General features: G+C 69.8%; 17 protein-coding genes. 9 read left to right on the forward strand and 8 right to left on the reverse strand.

Annotation, left to right across the window (positions count from 1 at the left end; translation table 11 throughout):
- Nucleotides 1-7 precede the first annotated feature (7 nt).
- From AC1DP3_RS05290 to AC1DP3_RS05305, 4 genes are all read right to left on the reverse strand, one after another.
- A complete protein-coding gene (locus AC1DP3_RS05290) occupies nucleotides 8-1120 on the reverse strand; it encodes an FUSC family protein (protein ID WP_477292023.1) in 1113 nt (370 codons plus the stop codon).
- Nucleotides 1117-2223: a CAF17-like 4Fe-4S cluster assembly/insertion protein YgfZ gene (gene ygfZ, locus AC1DP3_RS05295; RefSeq protein ID WP_477292025.1), complete on the reverse strand. Its 1107-nt coding sequence runs from the start codon at nucleotides 2221-2223 to the stop codon at nucleotides 1117-1119. The genes AC1DP3_RS05290 and ygfZ overlap by 4 nt, the downstream gene beginning before the upstream one ends.
- A complete protein-coding gene (locus AC1DP3_RS05300; RefSeq protein WP_477292027.1) occupies nucleotides 2223-2822 on the reverse strand; it encodes a nitrobindin family protein in 600 nt (199 codons plus the stop codon). The genes ygfZ and AC1DP3_RS05300 overlap by 1 nt, the downstream gene beginning before the upstream one ends.
- 171 nt (nucleotides 2823-2993) lie before the next feature.
- The gene (locus AC1DP3_RS05305; RefSeq protein ID WP_477292029.1) at nucleotides 2994-3284 is read right to left on the reverse strand and encodes a hypothetical protein; all 291 of its coding nucleotides are present in this window, start codon (nucleotides 3282-3284) and stop codon (nucleotides 2994-2996) included.
- A 127-nt stretch (nucleotides 3285-3411) separates the two neighbouring features.
- On the opposite strand from AC1DP3_RS05305, the gene AC1DP3_RS05310 reads away from it, so the two are divergent.
- The 4 genes from AC1DP3_RS05310 to AC1DP3_RS05325 are packed head-to-tail and all read left to right on the forward strand — an operon-like array spanning nucleotide 3412 to nucleotide 7818.
- Entirely contained in the window at nucleotides 3412-4110 is a 699-nt protein-coding gene (locus AC1DP3_RS05310) for a response regulator transcription factor (RefSeq protein WP_477292031.1), read from the forward strand.
- Nucleotides 4111-4163: 53 nt separating this feature from the next.
- Entirely contained in the window at nucleotides 4164-6329 is a 2166-nt protein-coding gene (locus AC1DP3_RS05315; protein WP_477292033.1) for an RNA degradosome polyphosphate kinase, read from the forward strand.
- Complete coding sequence (locus tag AC1DP3_RS05320) at nucleotides 6326-7264, forward strand: NUDIX hydrolase (RefSeq protein WP_477292035.1); 939 nt, start codon at nucleotides 6326-6328, stop codon at nucleotides 7262-7264. The genes AC1DP3_RS05315 and AC1DP3_RS05320 overlap by 4 nt, the downstream gene beginning before the upstream one ends.
- On the forward strand, nucleotides 7261-7818 hold the full coding sequence (locus AC1DP3_RS05325) for a 4'-phosphopantetheinyl transferase family protein (protein WP_477292037.1): 558 nt from the start codon (nucleotides 7261-7263) through the stop codon (nucleotides 7816-7818). The genes AC1DP3_RS05320 and AC1DP3_RS05325 overlap by 4 nt, the downstream gene beginning before the upstream one ends.
- Here AC1DP3_RS05325 and AC1DP3_RS05330 read toward each other — a convergent pair.
- The 3 genes from AC1DP3_RS05330 to AC1DP3_RS05340 are packed head-to-tail and all read right to left on the reverse strand — an operon-like array spanning nucleotide 7787 to nucleotide 13664.
- A complete protein-coding gene (locus AC1DP3_RS05330; RefSeq protein WP_477292039.1) occupies nucleotides 7787-9064 on the reverse strand; it encodes a M1 family metallopeptidase in 1278 nt (425 codons plus the stop codon). The genes AC1DP3_RS05325 and AC1DP3_RS05330 overlap by 32 nt on opposite strands.
- Entirely contained in the window at nucleotides 9061-13002 is a 3942-nt protein-coding gene (locus AC1DP3_RS05335; protein WP_477292041.1) for a Pls/PosA family non-ribosomal peptide synthetase, read from the reverse strand. Before AC1DP3_RS05335 ends, AC1DP3_RS05330 begins: the two co-directional genes overlap by 4 nt.
- Before the next feature lie 2 nt (nucleotides 13003-13004).
- Complete coding sequence (locus tag AC1DP3_RS05340) at nucleotides 13005-13664, reverse strand: hypothetical protein (protein ID WP_477292043.1); 660 nt, start codon at nucleotides 13662-13664, stop codon at nucleotides 13005-13007.
- 192 nt (nucleotides 13665-13856) lie between these two features.
- Here AC1DP3_RS05340 and pstS point away from each other — a divergent pair, with 192 nt between their 5' ends.
- The 5 genes from pstS (at nucleotide 13857) to AC1DP3_RS05365 (ending at nucleotide 19440) form a co-directional block, all read left to right on the forward strand.
- Entirely contained in the window at nucleotides 13857-14957 is a 1101-nt protein-coding gene (gene pstS / locus AC1DP3_RS05345) for a phosphate ABC transporter substrate-binding protein PstS (protein ID WP_477292045.1), read from the forward strand.
- Nucleotides 14958-15046: 89 nt separating this feature from the next.
- Entirely contained in the window at nucleotides 15047-15991 is a 945-nt protein-coding gene (gene pstC / locus AC1DP3_RS05350; RefSeq protein ID WP_477292047.1) for a phosphate ABC transporter permease subunit PstC, read from the forward strand.
- Complete coding sequence (pstA, locus tag AC1DP3_RS05355) at nucleotides 15991-17088, forward strand: phosphate ABC transporter permease PstA (protein ID WP_477292049.1); 1098 nt, start codon at nucleotides 15991-15993, stop codon at nucleotides 17086-17088. Before pstC ends, pstA begins: the two co-directional genes overlap by 1 nt.
- A 31-nt stretch (nucleotides 17089-17119) precedes the next feature.
- Nucleotides 17120-17899 carry a phosphate ABC transporter ATP-binding protein PstB gene (gene pstB, locus AC1DP3_RS05360; RefSeq protein WP_477292051.1) on the forward strand — a complete coding sequence of 260 codons (780 nt, stop codon included), beginning with the start codon at nucleotides 17120-17122 and terminating at the stop codon, nucleotides 17897-17899.
- Nucleotides 17900-18603: 704 nt separating this feature from the next.
- Complete coding sequence (locus AC1DP3_RS05365; RefSeq protein ID WP_477292053.1) at nucleotides 18604-19440, forward strand: endonuclease domain-containing protein; 837 nt, start codon at nucleotides 18604-18606, stop codon at nucleotides 19438-19440.
- Nucleotides 19441-19596: 156 nt separating this feature from the next.
- Here the strand turns inward: AC1DP3_RS05365 and AC1DP3_RS05370 are convergent, their stop codons facing one another.
- A complete protein-coding gene (locus tag AC1DP3_RS05370; protein ID WP_477292055.1) occupies nucleotides 19597-20484 on the reverse strand; it encodes an aminodeoxychorismate lyase in 888 nt (295 codons plus the stop codon).
- Between the last annotated feature and the right edge of the window lie 170 nt (nucleotides 20485-20654).

Genomic DNA, 20654 nt, shown 5'->3' on the forward strand with positions numbered 1-20654 from the left:
CTCGGCGTCAGATGCGCGGCATCGCCGCGCGTGCCTCGGCCGGCGAAAGGCCTGTCGCCGTCAGCAGGTCCACCACGAGCGGACGGAAAGCGGCCACGAGGTTCTGATCGCCCAGCGTCGCATCCGGCAGCACGAGCGCGGGATCGAGGCGCTTCGCGACGACATGCAGGGCCTCTCGCGCAATCGGCTGGAGCGAGATGTCCTCGAGAGATCCGCCGACGAGGGCAGCCGCCCGGTTCACTTCTGCCAGCAGGTCCGCGGCGACCGGCCGGGCCAGCCCGTCGTCGCAGACATACACGATGCGGCGCCCGATGACCCGGAGATTGCGGACGCCCAGGTCGAGCGACGCGCGGACCCGATCGTGTCGCTGCAGCTCGAAGCGCTGGCGGCGCAGGAACGGGGAGATGCGCGCGATCGCGGATCCCGATTCGAGCGATGACCGCCAGTTGTCGACGAGGGGCGTGAGGGCGCGCGCCTTCTCCAGGCCGCGCTCCGCCCGGAAGCGGTCCCCGCGGCGCAGCGCCTGCGCCAGGGCCGCGGCGGCGCTGTCGAAGTCTGCGAAGAGCCGCCGGGCGTCCCGGAGCTCGGTCTTGAGGGGGTTGCGCGGGATGAGCGCGGTCACGAGGAGGGCGGCGATGCCGCCGACGATCCCGTCGTAGAGCCGGAGGAACGGCGCCGGCGACGGGACGGCCATGACGATGACGGACTGGATGGCGGCGGCGATGGCGAAGCCTGCCTGCGCCGAGAGGAATCGCGCGATGACGAGCGTCAGCGCGAGTGACAGCCCGATCTGCCACCACCCCGTCCCCGCGGCCAGGACCAGGAGCTCGGCGACGACGATGCCCACCAGCATCCCGAGCACCGTCTCGAGCACGCCGCGCGGGCGCGCGTCGCGCACGAGGCCGAGGCTGCCGACCGTCACGGTCGCGGCGAGAAGCGGAGAGGGGTGCCCCAGCACGTAGTGCGCGAAGGAGTACGCCGCGGTTGCCGCGACGACGATCTGCAGGATCGGGATCGCGGAGCTCCGCACGCGCGAGAAGGCCGGGCGGGGATCGACCCGTGTGCGCCATCCGGTGGGGACGGCCTGGGTGATCGGACCGCTCGCCGGCGGGGAGGTCATTGAGCCAGCGGACGCCGCGAGAGGCGGGTGATGCGGGGCACCGAGGCGGCAGCACCGGCCTCAGGCGGGACGATGACCTCCTGCGAGGCGGCGACCGGACCATCGGCCGTCTCGACGACGAGCGGCGCCTCCACGGGCGTCGTGCGACGGACGACCGCGAGGGCGATGGGGCCCTCCTCGTAGTGCTGCGCGACCGAGGTCACCGTGCCCACGACATCGCCGTCCAGCGATACGTCGGCGCCGGGGACGGGCAGCCGGTTGTCGCTTCCGTCGAGCGAGAGGGCGACGATTCGCCGCGGAGGGTGGCCCAGATTGTGCACCTTGGCCACGGTCTCCTGGCCCCGGTAGCAGCCTTTGCTCAGGTGCACGGCTGTGCGGAGCCAGTCCGACTCGTGCGGGAGGGCTCGATCGTCGACCTCGGCCGCCCAGCGCGGACGCCATGCGGCGATGCGAAGCGCATCGGCCGCCATCAGGCCCGCGAGCGCGATCTCGCCTCGGCGAGCGGCATCCGCCACCCGTTCCTCTTCGGCACGGGTCACGATCGCCTCGGACCAGTCCCGATCAGCGCCGGGGTGCGGCTGGGTGAGGGCGTAGGCGTGGCCGCCGGCGCCGACCGCCGGCCACGGATCGTGCCACACGAGAGGCAGCCCCGACGGCGCTGCCGCCGACACGTCGGCGATGGCCGCGGCGGCTCCTCCGAGCACGGCATACTCCTCGCTCGCGTCGCGAGGGGCGACACGCAGACGGAAGCGCATCTTCATCAGCCAGGCGAGGAGCTGCTCGGCGTCGCCCGCGTCGACGATGAGCCAGGTGGTCTCGCCGTCATCCAGAACGGATGCCGCATGCTCGACCCGCCCGTTGGGGTCGAGCACGAGCAGTTCGGTGCTCTCACCGGGCGCGAGCGTCGTGAGTGCTTGCGACGTCAGGGAGTCCAGCCACGAGAGGCGGTCCTCCCCCGCTACGGCGAGCACGCGGCGGTCTGCGAGCGGTGCGAGCGATGATCCCGTCGCGAGCGCCCGCTGCTCGGCGAACGGCTGGCCGAAGTGGAGCACACCCCGCTCGTCCGTCACCGCACCGGGGACCTGAGCGAAACCGGCGTCCATCAGTCGACCCGCGCCAGCCGCGCGGAGGCGTGCGACGAGAGCTCTCCGCCGAGGGCGGCGATATCCCATGCCCAGAGAAGGTGCTGCTCGACCAGACCGAACATCCGGGAGGCCGCGGCGTAGGGCTTGGCACCCGCTGTGCGCACCACGGCATCTGTCGCGATGTCGATGCGGGGCCCGCGCACCTGCCCCAGATAGAGCTCACTCACGCCGTCCGAGTGGATGACGACGGCCTCGATGTCGAACCCTCCGGCCGTATTCCGCAGGAGCTCGACGTCGTCGGCCGTGCGTTCCACGTGCGGGTCGAGCGCCGGAAGCAGGCCCGGTCCGACGTCGGACGCGCCCGCCGGACGCGACAGCCGCCAGTAGCCCATCTCCGAGACCAGGGGCGTCCGCTCCCCGTCGGCGAGCAGCCAGGCGCTCGCCGAGTAGTTCAGATACGGCCCGCCGTCATGGCTGAAGCTCACGCGGTGCGCGAACTCGCCGTCGAAGTGGTGCCCGGCCGCCGCGTAGTCGATGACACCCGTGCCCTCCCAGACCCCGACGAGCCATGACAGCGGTACGAGGTCTGCGGGCAGATCGGTGGGAAGGTCCAGCACGGCGCGCCGACCGTCAGCGCTGGCCGCGATAGAGGTTCTTCAGGACTGCGCCGGAGACGAAGACGATGGCGAGCGAGGCGAGCGCCAGCAGTCCGACGAAGAACAGTTCGAGAGCGACGACATCCATGCCTGAAGTTTAGTCAGGGATTCCGTCCCCCGCGGCGGACGACGCTAGCCGGGAACGATCGAGGCGAGACCGAACCCCAGGCTGATGACACCCATCACGAGGAGGGCGCCGAGGATGCTGATCGCCACGCGCTGGATGTATCCMTGCGACCGCCCATAGGCGAGCTGCACGGCGAAGGCGAGCGCCAACGCGGCACCCAGCCCGAGCACCAGCCATGCAGCACGGAGGTCCGCAGGGGCGAAAAGGCCGATCGCGATTCCCATGACAGCAGCGGCCACCCAGACCGCCACGATGCCAGCTGTGGTGCGGCGGGGTGCAAGCGCTGGAGTTGCCATTCGTCCATTCTGTCTCACGCTCGCGCGGTGCGGGAGGAGGTGCGAGAGGAGACGTGCGGCACGCGGGTCGCCCGTGCACCCTAAACTGGGGCCAACGTCGCGTCCGGCCGCGTCGGGAGGTCTACTTTTGGCACAGCTCCTCGTTCTGAGTTCCGCACATGGAGGAGGCCCTGTTCTGCCCTCGCTCGAATTGCTCAGCCATCGGGTGCGGCAGATTCCGGCCGAGCCGGCCCAGCTGGTCAACGCTCCGAGTGCGGATGTCATCTTCGTCGACGCGCGGGTCGATCTGGTCGGGGCGAAGTCCCTCTGCAAGATCCTCAATACGACGGGTCTCGACGGGCCCCTCATCCTGGTCGTCACCGAGGGCGGGCTGACGGCCGTGTCGACCGACTGGGGCGTGGACGACGTGATCCTCGTCACGGCGGGCCCCGCCGAGGTCGACGCACGCGTGCGGCTGGCGATCGGGCGGATGGCCAAGGAGCAGGTGTCCACGCGCATCCAGACGTCGGGCATCACGATCGACGAGTCCTCGTACTCCGCGAAGGTCCACGGCAAGCCGCTCGACCTCACGTACAAGGAGTTCCAGCTCCTGCACTTCTTCGCGACCCACCCCTCACGCGTGTTCACCCGTGAGCAGCTCCTGAGCGAAGTGTGGGGCTACGACTACTTCGGCGGCACGCRCACGGTCGACGTGCATGTGCGGCGCCTGCGCGCGAAGCTCGGCGACCTCGAGCAGCTCATCGGCACGGTCCGCAACGTCGGCTACCGCTTCAACGTGTACGACGACGACCAGCTGCCGGCGCCCTCCGCGCAGTCCGCGAGATAGCTGCCCGCGCCGCCGTTCACACGCCGGTCACGTCGCCCTGCAATGATGTGTTGATGATCGAACACGACGTGCTCGACGCGGGCCTCGGCGACGCGGACGACGACGACTTCGACCTCTCCGAGGCCTTCGACTCCCAGCTTCCCGACAACCGCTACCTCGACCGCGAGCTCAGCTGGCTCGCGTTCAACCGGCGTGTTCTGGAACTCGCGGAGGACGAGCGCGTCCCGACGCTCGAGCGGTCCAACTTCCTGGCCATCTTCGCGAGCAACCTCGACGAGTTCTTCATGGTCCGGGTCGCCGGCCTCAAGCGCCGCATCCTGACCGGACTCGCCATCCCGACGAATGTGGGACGGGCCCCGCTCGACGTGCTCACCGACATCGCCGGCGAAGCGCACCGCCTCCAGCTGCGCCACGCCGACGCATGGACGAAGTCGGTCAAACCCGCTCTCGCCGAGGTCGGGATCGAGATCCTGACGTGGGAGGCGCTCACCGACGACGAGCGCGACCGCCTGTACGAGTACTTCCAGACGCAGGTCTTCCCGGTCCTCATGCCACTGGCCGTCGACCCGGCCCATCCCTTCCCCTACATCTCGGGACTCTCGCTCAACCTCGCGATCCGCATCCGCAATGCCCGCACCGGCCGGCAGGAGTTCGCGCGCCTCAAGGTGCCGCCGATGATGCCGCGCTTCGTCGAGGTGTCGCGCGAAGGCGACTCGGTGCGCTACCTGCCGCTCGAGTACCTCATCTCGAATCATCTCGGAGATCTCTTCCCCGGGATGGAGATCCTGGATCACCACACCTTCCGGCTCACCCGCAACGAAGACGTCGTGATCGAGGAGGACGAGACCGAGAACCTCATCCAGGCGCTCGAGGCCGAGCTCCTCCGCCGGCGATTCGGGCCGCCGATCCGCCTCGAGGTCACCGAGGACATGGACGACCTGACGCTCGACCTCCTCATCAAGGAGCTCGACATCACCGATCAGGAGGTGCACCGCCTTCCGGGGCCGCTCGACCTCCGGGGACTGTTCGACCTGTCCAAGATCGACCGTCCCGAGTTGCACTACCCCGCGCATGTCCCGACGACGGCCCTGCCCTTCCAGCCGCTCGAGGGAAGCAGCCGCGCCGACCTCTTCCGCGCGATCCGCAAGTCCGACGTCCTGGTGCACCACCCGTACGAGTCGTTCGCGACCAGCGTGCAGGCGTTCCTCGAGCAGGCGGCGAAGGACCCCCACGTCCTCGCCATCAAGCAGACGCTCTATCGCACCTCGGGCGACAGCCCCATCGTGCAGGCGCTGATCGATGCGGCCGAGTCCGGCAAGCAGGTGCTCGCCCTCGTCGAGGTGAAGGCGCGGTTCGATGAGGCGGCCAACATCGTCTGGGCGCGCAAGCTCGAGAAGGCCGGCGTGCATGTCGTGTACGGCCTCGTCGGCCTCAAGACGCATTGCAAGCTGGCGCTCGTCATCCGCGAAGAGGACGGCGTGCTCAAGCACTACAGCCACGTGGGCACGGGCAACTACAACCCCAAGACGAGCCGCATCTACGAGGACTTCGGGCTCTTCACCGTGGATGACCAGGTCGGTCGCGACCTCACCCGCCTCTTCAACGAACTGAGCGGCTACGCGATCGAGAAGAAGTTCAAGCGGCTGCTCGTGGCCCCGCTGCACCTGCGCAAGGGTCTGCTCCGCCAGATCGACCGTGAAMGGCGCAACGCGCTCGACGGCAAGCCCTCACGCATCCRCATCAAGGTCAACTCGATGGTCGACGAGCAGATCATCGACGCGCTCTACCGGGCGAGCCAGGCGGGCGTGCCCGTCGAAATCTGGGTGCGCGGAATCTGCTCGCTCAAGCCTGGCGTCGCCGGGATGAGCGAGAACATCACGGTGCGCAGCATCCTGGGTCGCTATCTCGAGCACTCGCGGATCTTCTCGTTCCACAACGACGGCGACCCGCAGGTGTACATCGGCAGCGCCGACATGATGCACCGCAACCTCGATCGCCGCGTCGAGGCCCTCGTGAGGGTCGTCGCGCCCGGCCACATCAAGGAGCTGCAGGACCTCTTCACCCTTGCCATGTCGGACGGGACCAGCTCCTGGTGGCTGGGCCCCGAGGGCGAATGGACCCGGCACAGCGTGGACGAGACCGGCAAGCCGCTCATCGACATCCAGGACCGCACGATGAACATGATCCAGCGCCGTCGCCGGGCGCGGGCGGTGCGATGACCGAGACCGCGGTGTACGCGGCCGGGGGCGTCGTCTGGCGCCTGGTCGAGGGCAAGCTCACGGTGCTGCTCATCCACCGCACCGCCTATCGCGACCTCACGCTGCCCAAGGGCAAGGTCGAGCCCGGCGAGACCCTCGCCGAGACCGCGGCGCGCGAGATCTTCGAAGAGACCGGCATCCACGTGCGGCTCGGCATCCCGGTCGGCGTCTCGCGCTACCGCATGCCCAACAAGCGCGAGAAGATCGTGCACTACTGGTCGGCCGAGGCCACCGATGTCGCGATCAGGACGTCCGCCTTCGTGCCCAACCGCGAGATCGCGGGGATCGAGTGGATGACGCCGAAGAAGGCGCTCAAGCGGCTGAGCTACCCGGTCGACGTCGAGATCCTGGAGAACTTCCTGCGCTTCGTCGACGACGGGGTGCTCGCCACCTTCCCGCTGATCGTGCTGCGGCACGCTAAGGCCGTTCCCCGAGACGAGTGGAAGGGGAAGGATGCTGCGCGCCCGCTGTCGCCGCGCGGCCGCAAGCAGGCGAGCGCCGTCGTCGGACAGCTTCTCGCCTTCGGACCGCGCCGCATCGTCTCGTCGCCCGCCCTTCGCTGCATGAAGACGGTCAGTCCGCTCTCGTCGGCCATCGGCCGCAGGGTGGAGCAGAATGCCCTCATCAGCCAGGACGCGTGGGAGGAGGGCAAGTCGGATGCCCGGCGCGTCGTCGGAGAACGCGTACGGGGCCGCCGAGCCACGGTGCTGTGCAGCCACGGACCGGTGCTTCCCGACATCATGAGCGAGATCGCCCTCGCGACCGGCACGCTGCGCGGCTCCTACCTGGGCAGCGCCTCGGCACTGGAACCCGGCGCGTTCTCGGTCGTGCACCTCTCGGCGACCAACCCCGGCTCGGGCATCGTCGCGATCGAGACGCACGAACCCAAGGTGTGACGAAGCACGGGGTCCGGATCGCCTGGCGCTCCGTTCCGGACGGGACGCCTCGGCGGGACGTCGCATGGTCGCTGCTGCGCGAACTGCTTCCTCCGGGCGCAACGATCGACAACGCCTGCCCGCGGTGCGGCGGGCCGCACGGCCCCGTGCGGATCCAGGGCGCCCTGGCAACAGCCAGCGTGACCTACGCGGGTGGGCGCACGCTGGTGGCCGTCTGCACGGGAGGGGATGCCGCCGGGATCGCAGCCCTCGGGGTCGACGCCGAACCGGCCGTCGACGCGCGCCGGGACGCTGCGGGGCTCACCGGCGTGCTCGGGGCGGGAGAGGCATCCGTCCGCTCGTGGACGCGGGTCGAAGCAGCGCTCAAGGCTGACGGGCGCGGGCTCCGGGTGGATCCGGCCACGGTCACGGTCGACGAGGAACCGGGCGGCTGGACGGCGCGCGTGCCCGGCGGAGGGACGATCAGGGGATGGGATGCCGCGGGCCCGGCCGATCTGGTGGTCAGCGTCGCTGTGCGACTGATCAGCGAAGAGCCGGCAGAGCGGTGCGGTTGAGCCAGGCCGAGAGGAGGCCGGCGTGGCCGGCTCCGGTGACGTCCTCGACGCACTGCATGAAGTCGTCGGTGCTCGCGAGGCCGTGCCGGTGCTGCTGGACCCAGCGCCGCAGCACGGCGAAGAACGCCGCATCGCCGATCCGGATGCGGAGCGCATGCAGCGTGAGCGCTCCGCGCTTGTAGACGCGGTCGTCGAACATGAGGTCGGGTCCTGGGTCGCTGAGGACCAGATCGCGCGGGAGCCGCCGCAGGCGCGCGTGATGCAGGTCGGCCAGCGCGTCCACGGTGTCGGACCCCGCTTCTTCGGACCAGAGCCATTCGGCGTAGCACGCGAAGCCCTCGTTGAGCCAGATGTCGCGCCAGCGTCCGATCCCCACGCTGTTGCCGAACCACTGGTGAGCCAGCTCGTGGGCGACGAGGCGCTCGGAGTCCGGATCGAGGTGGTTGGAGCCGAAGACGGCGAGCCCCTGGGCTTCGAGGGGGATCTCGAGGGCGTCCGCGGTGACGACGATCGTGCAGTGCTCCTGCGGATACGGCCCGAAGGACTTCTCGAACAGGGCCAGCATCCGCGGGAGGTCGCGGAAGGCCTCGGTCACCGCGGCGGCGAGTGCCGGCGGATGCACGAGACGCACGGGACCGAGCTGCCGCTCGGTGTAGCGACCGATGTGCACGGCGGCGAGGTACGTCGCCACCGGCACGTCGCTGGTGAACTCCCAGCGGGTACGTCCGCTCACCCGCTGGGGAGCGAGGGGCACGCCGGTGGCCGCGACGCGATAGCCCTCGTCAGCGGTGACGGCGATCCGGTAGCGCGCGCGATCATCCGGCCGGTCGTTGCAGGGGAACCACGTGGGGGCCCCCGTCGGCTGGCCGGCGACGAGCGAGCCGTCATCGAGCTCCTCCCAGCCGATCGCCCCCCACCGGGAGCGGCGCGGTCCGGGGGCGCCGCCGTACTGGACCTCGATGGAGAACGCCTCCCCCGCCCCGAGAGGCCGCGGCGGGGTGACCCGGAGCTTCCGCGGACCCTGCTGGATGGCGGTGCGGGGGTCGCCGTCGATGCGCGCCCGGGTCGCCCTCAGCCCCACCAGGTCGAGCCCGATGGATCGGGTGTCGGTGAGTGCGACGGCGTTGATGACGGCACGGCCCTGCAGCCGGTTCGTGCGGACCCGATAGTCGAGGTCGAGCTCGTACGACTCGACCTGGAAGGTGACATCGCCGCTCTGCGGGACGTAGCCGTCGGCGGCTCTCACGATGTCGACTGGTAGGCGCGCACCTTCACTGCACGCCAGGGGCCGATGGGGTTGCCGCTCCACCGCGAGCCGACGGGCACCGTCTCGCCGCGCATGACGAGCGATGCGGGCCCGACGGTCGCGTGGGCCCCGATCGCGGCGGCGGGAAGGATCACGCTGTGCGGGCCGAGCGTCGCCCCTGCCTCGAGCTCCACGGTGTCCATGCTCATGATCCGATCATGGAACAGGTGCGTCTGCACGACGCACCCGCGGTTGACCGTGGATCCATCGCCCAGTGTGACGAGGTCGGGTTCTGGCAGCCAGTAGCTGTCGCACCAGACACCGCGCCCGATCTTCGCCCCGAGAGCCCTCAGCCAGACCGCCAGAGCGGGGGTGCCGGCGGCGCTCCGGGCGAACCAGGGAGCGGCGACCATCTCGGTGAAGGTGTCCGAGACCTCGGTGCGCCACACGAAGCTCGACCAGAGCGGCTGCTCCCCCGCGCGGATCGGCCCGACGATGATCCACTTGGCCGCCACAGAGAGACCGGCCGCGAGCGCGCCGGCCGCGAGCATCACGAAGCCCGACAGCAGCAGGGTGCCCACGGGACCGACGATTCCGAGCAGCCAGGCGAGTGCGAACAGGACAAGGAGGCCGATCCCGCAGGTGACGAACACCGGGACCAGCCGGCAGAGCTCCCAGAGGGCGCGCGCGACGCGGAGCCGGGTGGGCGGGTCGTACGTGCGGCTCTCATCGCCCTCCGCCGACTGGCGGCGCAGCCGCACGGCCGGAGAGCCGAGCCACGACGATCCGGGCTTCGCTTTCACGGGGGCGGACGACAGGACGGCGACAAGCCCGTCGCGCGGGACGCGGTGCCCGGCTGCCGCCATCCCCGAGTTGCCGAGGAAGGCTCGCTTGCCGATCCTCACCGCGCCGACGCGCATCCAGCCGCCCGTGAGCTCGTAAGACGCCACCATCGTGTCGTCGGCGAGGAACGCGCCATCCTCGATGCGGGTCATGGAGGGGATCAGCAGCACGGTCGACGCCTCGACGTCCTTGCCGACCTCGGCACCCAGCATCCGGAGCCAGACGGGCGTGAAGAGACTGGAGTAGAGCGGGAAGAGGATCGTCCGCGCGGAGTCGAGCAGCCGCTCGATCGTCCACGCCTGCCAGCCGGAGCGGCTGCGGACGGGGAACGTGCCTTCGCGGAGCCCCAGTGACAGCAGCCTGACGAGGATCACCACCGCCCCGGCGAACACGAGGCCGACCACCAGCGTCGCCGGCACCAGCCAGAGCAGCGCCGCCCCGAGAGCGGCACCGAGAGTCGCGGAGCCGCGCATCCCGAGCGCGATCACGAACGCCCCTGCGGCGAACGACACGATGGGGAGCAGCGCGAGCACGGTCGCCGACGAGGCGTACGCCCAGAGCCAGCGATTGCGTCGCGGGGGGCGTTCTGCCGGCCAATCCGAAGCGGCGGCGCCCACCCGCTCGGCCGGTGAACCGGCCCATGCCTGGTCGGCGCGCACGCGGCCGAACACCGCGGAACCGGGAGCGATCTGGGCACGCTGGCCGATGCGCGTGCCCGGAGCGAGAGTGCTGCGCGTGCCCACGGTCGCATCGGCTCCCACCCGGATCGGGCCGATCCGCACCTGGTCGCCGTCGATCCAGTATCCGGTGAGATCGACTTCGGGCTCGATCGAGGCGCGGTCCCCCACTTCGAGCATCCCCGTGATGGGCGGGACCGCGTGCATGTCGACGTCGCGGCCGATCTTCGCGCCGAGCGCACGGGCGTAGTACGACACCCACGGCGCGCCGGCGAGTCCCACCGCATCGACCTGCTGGGCGATCTGCTCGGCGAGCCAGAGCCGCAGATGCACCGTTCCGCCTCTCGGATAGTCCCCGGGCTGCAGACCCGCGAGCAGGACCCGAGCGGATGCCGCAGCCACCGCCATCCGTCCGAACGGAGTGGCGAAGACGAGGAGGCCGACCACGAGCGCCCACCAGGGGGCCTGCGGCAGCGCGCCGAAGGAGGGGAACAGGTTGAGGATCGTCCCGGCTGTCAGGAGGTACAGCAGCCAGCGGATCCCCGAGAGGATGAACAGGGGCGCGCTCAGTGCCGTCTGGACCCACTGGGTCGCCCGCGGCGTCGGCTCGGGCCTGCGGAAGCTCGCGTCGTCATCCTCGGCGAGCAGCGGGCCGAGGGCCTTCGCCATGGCGCCGAGGCGGGGAACGTCGTAGATGTCGGCGACGGAGAAGTCGGGGACCCGTGCCCGGATGCGCGAGACGAGCTGCGCTGCGGCGAGCGATCCGCCGCCCATGTCGAAGAAATCCGCCTTGCGGTCGGGCACGGCGAGGCCGAGAACGGCCTGCCACTGCTCGGCGAGCCACGCCTCGGCGGGGCTGAGGCCGGCGGCCGGAACCTCGACGCCGGGGAGCGGCCAGGGCAGCGCAGCGCGGTCGACCTTGCCCGAGGTGCGGACCGGAAGCTCGTCGACGACCGCCAGGAGCGGCACGATGGCCGCCGGCAGCACCTGTGCGAGGTCGGCGCGGGCAGCCGCACGATCGAGCTCTCCGTCGAGGACGAGATAGCCGACGAGCACGGGCACGCCCGCCTCGGTGGTGCGCACGGCGGCCGCGGCCGCGGACACGCCCTCCAGGTCCTGCAGGGCGTTCTCGACCTCGCCCAGCTCGATGCGGCGACCCCCGACCTTGACCTGGTCATCGGCCCGCCCCTGAAAGACGAGCCCCTCGCTCTCGAAGCGGACGAGGTCGCCGGAGCGGTACGCCCGATCCCAGCCGAGCGTCGGCATGGGCGCGTACTTCTCCAGGTCCTTCGCGGGATCGAGGTACCGCGCGAGGCCCACGCCGCCGATGATGAGCTCGCCGATCCCTCCTTCGGGGACCGGCTCGCCCTGCGGGTCGACCACCGCGAGGGCCCATCCGTCCAGGGGCAGTCCGATCCGCACCGGCACCGATCCGTCCAGCGGCGCCGCGCAGGCGACGACGGTCGCTTCGGTCGGGCCGTACGTGTTCCACACCTCGCGACCGTCGGCAGCGAGCCGTGCGGCGAGTTCGGGCGGGCATGCCTCTCCCCCGAAGATGAGCAGCCGCACGTTCTCGATGGAGTGGCTCGGCCACATGGCGGCGAGCGTCGGCACCGTCGAGACGACCGTGATCGACTGGCGGATGAGCCAGGGAGCCAGCTCCTCGCCGGATCGCACCAGGGCGCGGGGAGCGGGAACGAGGCAGGCGCCGTGCCTCCAGGCGAGCCACATCTCCTCACACGACGCGTCGAAGGCGACCGAGAGTCCGGCGAGCACACGATCGCCCGGGCCCAGCGGGGCGTCCTGGAGGAAGATCCGCGCCTCGGCATCGACGAAGGCCGCGGCAGACCGGTGCGAGACGGCGACACCCTTGGGCACGCCGGTGGATCCTGACGTGAAGATGATCCACGCGTCGTGGTCGGCATCCGGAGCGGGAACGACGTCGATCGCGCGCGTCGTGGGGTGCGGCTCGGCGCCCTCGAAGAGACGCGCGGAAGCGGCATCCGGTCGATCGACGTCGGCGTTCGGGACGAACTCCCCGGCGCCGGTGATGATGCCGGCGACGCGCGCCTCGCCGAACACGAGCCGTGCCCGCTCGTCGGGGTCGTCCACATCGACGGGGACGTAGGCGGCACCCACGGCGAGCACTCCGAGGATCGAGAGGTAGAGCTCCTTCGAGCCCGATGCGATGCGCACCCCCACCCGGTCGCCGCGCCGAACGCCCGCCTGGTGCAGGCGGGCGGCGGTCTGGCCGACGCGGGCCATGAGCTCGGCGTAGCTCAGCGCCCTCGAGCCGTCATCGAGCGCCGACGCCTGCGGGTGTCGCGCGGCCGTCGCGCGGAGCACATCGATGAGCGTGCGAGGCGTCGGCGCCTGCGCCTCTCGATCGAGAATCTGCTGAGGGCCCGCAGCGACCACGTTCAGGAGACGAGTTCGACGAGCTGCGCCTTCGACAGGCGGGAATAGCCCGTGCGGCCCTGCTCGCGGGCCAGCGCGCGGAGCGCCACCACGGAGAGCGATCCGATGGGCTCCGCCAGCACGACCTCGGCCGGCTCCTCGGCGACCTGTGCGATCGGAGCGAGTTCGGTGATGGTCGCGACGAGCTCCGGCTCGGGTGTCGCGGGGGCAGCCGGTTCCGCCGGCGTCGTGGGCACCGCGGGAGCGGCGTGCGCGAAGGCGGCCTTCTTCTGGGCAGCGCCCTTCTTGGGGGCGGCCGGCACCTTTTTGGAGTCGGCGGCGTGCGACTTCTTGGCGGCTGCCTTCTTCTTCGCCGCCGTGCGCTCCGCCTGCTTCTTCGCCTTCGCCGCGTCCTTCGCCTGCTGGCGGTTCAGAGCGGTCTCGGTCGCTGTCAGCGCACGATCGGTCGCCTTGTCGGCACGCTTGGCCACCTTCTTCGGGTTCTTCCGGATGGCCTTCTTCGAGGCATCCGAAACCTCCTTCGCATCCTTCGCGAGCTCGCGCAGCTTCTTCGCCTGCTTCGCCGGAAGGGTCTTGGCCGCCTGCTTCGCGAACCGCGCTGCGGCGGCAGCGTCATCGAGTGCGAACAGCGCCTTGCGCTCGGTTTTCGTCGTCTTGGGCATGGGGCACACCCTACCGGCCCAGGGTAAACGGAGCCCGAAGTGCCGCCGCTGCGGGTCGATGTGCACGCATGGATTCCCGCACCCGTTCACCTTCCGTTCACCCGTTCAGCCCACACTCGTAAGGGTCGCTGTCTACCGTCTGGGGCGAGCCCTGCACCGGGTTCACACCCCGACACCCGAAGGATTCACACAGTGAAGATCTCTCGCATCGCCCAGCTGGGCGCTGTTGCCGCAATCGCGGCCCTCACTCTCGCCGGCTGCGCCTCGAACGAAGGCGGCGACACGTCGAGCCCGACCGCGAGCGACGCGCCGGCCCTCTCCGGCACCCTCAACGGATCGGGCGCGACGTCGCAGCAGGTCGCTGTCCAGTCGTGGACCGCGCTGTTCCAGACCGCCAATCCCGATGTGACGGTGAACTACGACCCGCAGGGTTCTGGGACCGGCCGCGAGTCCTTCCAGTCCGGCGCCGTCCAGTTCGCCGGGTCCGACCGCGCGTTCAAGATCGAGGAGATCGAGGCCGGTCCGTTCGATGCCTGTGTCGAGGGCTCGGACCTCGTCGAGATCCCCGCGTACGTCTCGCCGATCGCGATTGCGTTCAACGTCGAGGGCGTCGACTCACTCGACCTCGACCCCGACACCATCGCGGGCATCTTCGCGGGCACGATCACCAACTGGAACGATCCGGCGATCGCCGCCACGAACGACGGCGTCACCCTTCCCGACCTCGCCATCACCCCGGTGCACCGCTCCGACAAGTCCGGCACGACGGCGAACTTCACCGACTACCTCGCGCAGGCGGCCGACACGGTCTGGACCTATGGCTCGGTCGAGGAATGGCCCATCCAGGGCGGGGAAGCGGCGCAGGGCACCTCGGGCGTCGTCAACGCCATCAAGGGCGGCAACGGAACGATCGGCTACGCCGACCACTCGCAGACCGCTGATCTGTCCGCGGTGAACGTGCAGGTCGGATCGGAGTGGGTCGAGCCGTCCGCAGAGGGCGCTGCAATCGCTCTGGACGCATCCGCCATCGAAGAGGGCCGCGCACCCACGGACCTCGCCTTCGCGATCGACCGCACCACCGAGGAGTCCGGCGCCTACCCCGTCATGCTCGTCAGCTACCTCATCGGCTGTGTCGAGTACCAGGATGCCGATGCGGCTGCTCTCGTCAAGGGCTTCTTCACGACCGCGGTCAGTGAAGAGGGCCAGCAGAGCGCTGCCGAGAACGCCGGAAGCGCGCCTATCTCCCCCGACCTGGCCGCGAAGTCGCAGGCAGCCATCGACGAGATCAAGTAAGCAACACCTTCGTTCGGCCCCGGACCAGACCTCGCGGTCGGTCCGGGGCCGCATGCCGGACCACAGACAATCAGACTCGAACGGATGACATGACAGCCGCTCCCGCCGCGACGAAGATCGAGGCAAAGAAGCGACCAGGCGACATCTGGTTCTCGGGCACGGCCCTGGCAGCCGGCTCGATGATCCTGGTCACGCTCGCAGCCGTCGCCCTGTTCCTCATCATCCAGTCGATCCCCGCCATCGGCGCCACCGCCGAAGACGCGACCCTCCTCACGACCAACTTCTGGGATTACGTGTGGCCGCTGCTCTTCGGGACGATCTGGGCTGCGCTCCTCGCGCTGCTCATGGCGGTTCCGCTCTCACTCGGTGTGGCGCTGTTCATCACGCACTACGCTCCGCGCCGTCTGGCACAGGGCCTCGGCTATCTCGTGGATCTGCTGGCCGCCGTGCCGTCCGTCGTCTTCGGCCTCTGGGGCATCATGGTGCTCGCGCCGGCCGTCCAGCCGGTCTACAACTGGCTCAACGCCAACATGGGGTGGTTCCCGCTGTTCAGCGGGGACGTGTCCGCGACAGGCCGCACCATCTTCACGGCCTCGATCGTTCTCGCGGTCATGGTCGTTCCGATCATCACCGCGATCAGCCGTGAGATCTTCCTTCAGACACCCACCCTCCACGAGGAGGCGGCGCTCGCGCTCGGAGCGACGCGCTGGGAGATGATCCGCATGGCGGTCCTCCCCTTCGGCCGCAGCGGGGTCGTCTCGGCGTCCATGCTCGGACTCGGGCGAGCGCTCGGCGAGACGATGGCCGTCGCGATGGTGCTCTCGGCCACAGGCACGGTGACGTTCCAGCTGTTCACGTCGACGAACCCGTCGACGATCGCGGCGAACATCGCCCTCACCTTCCCCGAGGCTTTCGGCACGAACATCAACGTGTTGATCGCGACCGGCCTCATCCTCTTCATCGTCACATTCGCGGTCAACTTCATCGCACGGCTGATCGTCAACCGTCGCAAGGAATTCTCGGGGGCCAACTGATGACCATCACCGCCACGCCCCCTCTTCCCCGAGAGATGCCCACGCGCACCAAGCTGACCTCGGGCCAGCTGGCCCCCTGGGCGCCGTGGGTCCTGCTCGTCGGCGCTCTCGGCACCATGCTCGCGGTCTTCGGGATCATCGCCATCGGCGGAGACGAGCCCCTCAACATCGCCGGGTGGCTCGTCTCCAGCGCCCTGGTCTACCTCATCCTCATCTTCACCATTTCGGCGATCATCGAGAGCCGCCGCAAGGCCGTCGACCGGCTCGTCACCGGCGTGGTCGCCTCAGCGTTCCTCATCGCGATGGTGCCGCTCTTCTCGGTCGCGTGGACCGTCCTCGTCAACGGCCTCGCCCGTCTGGACGCGGAGTTCTTCACGTCGTCCATGCGCAACGTCGTCGGCGAGGGCGGCGGCGCACTGCACGCCATCATCGGCACCGTGCTCATCACGGGCATGGCAGCCCTCATCTCCATCCCGATCGGCCTCATGGCCGCCATCTACCTCGTCGAGTACGGCGAGGGCAGACGGCTGGCACGCGGCATCACGTTCCTCGTCGACGTCATGACCGGCATCCCGTCGATCGTCGCCGGTCTGTTCGCGTACGCGCTGTTCGCGCTGTTCTTCGGCTCCGGCATCCGCATGGGGTTCATGGGATCGATCGCGCTGGCGGTCCTCATGATCCCCGTCGTCGTGCGATCGACCGAGGAGATGCTGCGACTCGTCCCCAACGAGCTGCGCGAGGCGTCGTATGCGCTCGGCGTGCCGAAATGGCGCACCGTCGTGAAGATTGTCCTTCCCACTTCGATCGCCGGCATCACGACCGGTGTCATGCTGTCGATCGCCCGCGTCATCGGCGAGACGGCGCCGCTGCTGATCACGGCCGGGTTCACGAACAGCATGAACTACGACTTGTTCAGCGGTCGCATGCAGACGCTCCCCGTCTTCACCTACACCGAGTACGCGAACCAGGGCATCCCGCCCGAGGCCTATACCGATCGCGCCTGGACCGCCGCCCTCACGCTGATCCTGATCGTGATGGTCCTGAACCTCGTCGCGCGCGTCGTGGCGAAGGTCTTCTCCCCCAAGACCGGCCGCTGACCGCCTTCCCACCCGAAAGAAGCCCAGAGCCTTGTCCAAGAGCATCGAAGTCAACGACCTCAACGTCTACTACGGCGACTTCCGCGCCGTCGAAGGGGTGTCGCTGCAGATCGAGCCCCGCAGCGTCACGGCCTTCATCGGTCCGTCGGGCTGCGGCAAGTCGACGTTCCTGCGCACCCTCAACCGCATGCACGAAGTGATCCCCGGCGCGCGCGTCGAGGGTGAGGTGCTGCTCGACGGCGACAACCTCTACGGACCCGGCGTCGACCCGGTGCTGGTGCGCCGTCAGGTCGGCATGGTCTTCCAGCGGCCCAACCCGTTCCCGACCATGTCGATCAAGGAGAACGTGCTCGCCGGGGTGAAGCTCAACAACAAGCGGATCTCCAAGTCGGATGCCGATGCTCTCGTCGAGAAGTCTCTGCGCGGTGCGAACCTCTGGAACGAGGTCAAGGATCGCCTCGACAAGCCGGGGTCCGGGCTCTCCGGCGGGCAGCAGCAGCGCCTCTGCATCGCCCGAGCCATCGCGGTCTCGCCGGAGGTGCTGCTGATGGACGAGCCCTGCTCGGCGCTGGACCCGATCTCGACGTACGCGATCGAGGAGCTCATCGACGATCTCAAGCAGGAGTACACGATCGTCATCGTGACGCACAACATGCAGCAGGCATCGCGCGTCTCCGAGAAGACGGCGTTCTTCAACATCGCCGGCACGGGCAAGCCCGGCAAGCTCATCGAGTACGGCGAGACGCGCTCGATCTTCACCACTCCGACCGTGCAGGCGACCGAAGACTACGTCTCCGGCCGCTTCGGGTGACGCCTGGTTGTACACAGGAGCGGGGATCGCCCGCGACACGCCGGGCACCGGCATCCGATCCCCGCGCGTCGGGCACGACGTCCGCTCCCATGCCCGCTTCGGGAGACGGATGCCTCGGCACCGGCCGCGCGACCGCCCGGACGGCGGGTCGGCACTGTCGGGTAGAACAGCGCGGGCTGAGGACACAGGAGCGGGGATCGCCCGCGACACGCCGGGTACCGGCATCCGATCCCCGCGCGTCGGGCACGACGTCCGCTCCCATGCCCGCTTCGGGAGACGGATGCCTCGGCACCGGCCGCGCGACCGCCCGGACGGCGGGTCGGCACTGTCGGGTAGAACAGCGCGGGCTGAGGACACAGGAGCGGGGATCGCCCGCGACACGCCGGGCACCGGCATCCGATCCCCGCGCGTCGGGCACGACGTCCGCTCCCATGCCCGCTTCGGGAGACGGATGCCTCGGCACCGGCCGCGGACCCGCGAGGGCGACGGATCCGCACTGTCGGGTAGAACAGCGCGGGCTGAGGCCACAGGAGCGGAGATCGCCCGCGACACGCCGGGCACCGGCATCCGATCCCCGCGCGTCGGGCACGACGTCCGCTCCCGTGCCCGCTGGCTGTCTCCTCCCCTCGAACCCCGAGGAGCGAACCATCCACGACGCGGCACAGGGCCGGGGTGGTAGGTGCGAGCTGGCGCACGATGGCGGGATGTGCACAGGTGCGGTCCGAGCGGTATCCGTCTACTCGGAACTCATCGCCGACGGAGTGAGCCGTCGGTCGATCCAAGCGTCTACGCGCCGCGGCGCGCTGCGGCAGATCCGCCGAGGTGTGTACGCGACCTCCGGTGCGTGCGAGCCCGCGCTGACCGCGGCGCTGCACGGAGGTGCGATGGCGTGCATCACCGCGGCACGGCACGCGGGGCTCTGGGTCCTCAGTGAGGATGACTCGGTGCATGTCTGGCTGAGGGGCGGCGGACACGAAAGGCGCCACACCGAGAAAGGCTGCACGTGTGTGCCGCACTGGGACGACGCGGCGCGTGATAGCTCGTTCGGGCCGCCGACGACAGCCGGAATCCTGCGGCAGATCCTCGCCTGTGCGGGTGTGGAGGAGTTCTTCGTCGCGCTCGAATCAGCCCTTCGCAAAGGGATGCTGYACCAAGCCGACCTGGATTGGCTGCGTCTGCACACCAACGAGCCCGGCCGAGAGGCACTCGCACTCGCCCGGGCCGACGCGGACAGCGGGCTGGAGTCGCTTGTCCGCTGGCGCCTGCGTCGGCACAATCTCTCCGTGCGCACGCAGGTCGTGATCCCCTCCACCGGGCGGGTCGACCTCGTGATCGGCGAACGTCTGATCGTCGAGGCAGACGGCCGCGATAACCACCACGATGCGGAACACCGCCACAAGGACCTCGTTCGAGACGCCCACGCCGCGATGTGGGGCTACTTCACCCTGCGATTCGACTACGCGCTGATCGTTCACGACTGGGACCTCGTGGAGAGGGCGATCCTCAGCCACTCCGCCCGCCTGGGCCTCCTGACGGTATGAGCCGGCGCTGTACACCGCTGCGGAGATCCTCCGCGACACGCGGGCATCGGCATCCGATATCCCGCGTGTCGGAGACGATCCCCGCTCCCGTGCTCGCTTCGGGAGACGGATGCCTCGGCACGAGCCGGCGGGGCGGGGGGGGGTAGCCGCTCGATGTCAGTCGCGCGGGCTCAGCAGATACCGGTTGAAGGCGGCGGTGAGCTCTGCGTCGATGCCGACCTCGACATCGTCGATCGCGGTGATCGGTGCGGCGAGACGGACGCTCGAGAGCAGCCACGCACCGTCCGCCTCCCCGAGGGCCGAGGTGGGCACCTTCTCGTACGCGACGTGGTGGCCGTGCGCGCGCAAGTGGTCGAAGAGGCTGATCTGGGTCGTCCCGTGGAGGATCGCCCCACCCGGCTCGGGCGTCACGAATCGGTCGCCGAAGCGCAGGACCACGGATGCCGTGGGCGCCTCGAGCACGAAGCCGTCCGACGAGACGAAGATCGCGTCATCCGCTCCCCTCTTGTGCGCCTCGCGGAGCGCCGCCATGTTGACCGCGTACGAGAGGGTCTTGGCCCCGAGCAGCAGCCACGGCGCGCGCGCGGGCGCCTCGCTGTCATAGCCCCGATCGAGGGTCACGACCCGGATGCCGCGGCTCCGTGCCGCAGAGCTGTCCCGCGCCTCCGCCGTCGTCACCCATGCTGTCGGCGCCGGGCCGTGCTCGACCCCACGACTCAGGATGAGCTTGATGACCCCTTCGCCCCGCGCCGGGCTTTCGGCGGCTGCGAGCACGATCGCCTGCCGCCACTGCTCGACGTTCGGCTCGGGAAGGTCGCACAGGCGCGCGGAGTGGGCGAGGCGATCGAGGTGGGGACCGACCTCCTGCGCGTGACCGTCCACCACCCCGATGGATTCGAAGATGCCGTCGCCGCGCTGGGTCGAGAGCTCGCCGACACTGAGTGCGGGCGTCGCCGGGTCGATGATCGCGAAAGTGCCGGAGTAGTCGGTGCGGGCATCGCCGGGTTCTGCGGGCTCGATCAGGAGGGCGAAGCGCCAAGTCATGAAAATGAGCCTACGCGTCAGGAATACCCTTCCGCCGACCTCCGTTAGACTGTATCGGCCGGGCCGCAGTAACCCCGGGCTCCAATATCTGCCGCTCCGAGCGGCTCCGCGCCGAGAGGCGTTCTGCGGCCCGGCACTTCTGCGCTCAGGCGCCGTCGCATCGCCGGTCG

The sequence above is a fragment of the Microbacterium sp. P5_B6 genome (assembly GCF_056400345.1).

Excerpts from the sequence above, each read along its gene's own strand:
- AC1DP3_RS05290 (WP_477292023.1), bottom strand. The coding sequence starts at position 1,120 with ATGACCTCCCCGCCGGCGAGCGGTCCGATCACCCAGGCCGTCCCCACC.
- ygfZ (WP_477292025.1), bottom strand. The coding sequence starts at position 2,223 with ATGGACGCCGGTTTCGCTCAGGTCCCCGGTGCGGTGACGGACGAGCGG.
- AC1DP3_RS05320 (WP_477292035.1), top strand. The coding sequence starts at position 6,326 with ATGACCGAGACCGCGGTGTACGCGGCCGGGGGCGTCGTCTGGCGCCTG.
- AC1DP3_RS05340 (WP_477292043.1), bottom strand. The coding sequence starts at position 13,664 with ATGCCCAAGACGACGAAAACCGAGCGCAAGGCGCTGTTCGCACTCGAT.
- pstC (WP_477292047.1), top strand. The coding sequence starts at position 15,047 with ATGACAGCCGCTCCCGCCGCGACGAAGATCGAGGCAAAGAAGCGACCA.
- pstA (WP_477292049.1), top strand. The coding sequence starts at position 15,991 with ATGACCATCACCGCCACGCCCCCTCTTCCCCGAGAGATGCCCACGCGC.
- AC1DP3_RS05370 (WP_477292055.1), bottom strand. The coding sequence starts at position 20,484 with ATGACTTGGCGCTTCGCCCTCCTGATCGAGCCCGCAGAACCCGGCGAT.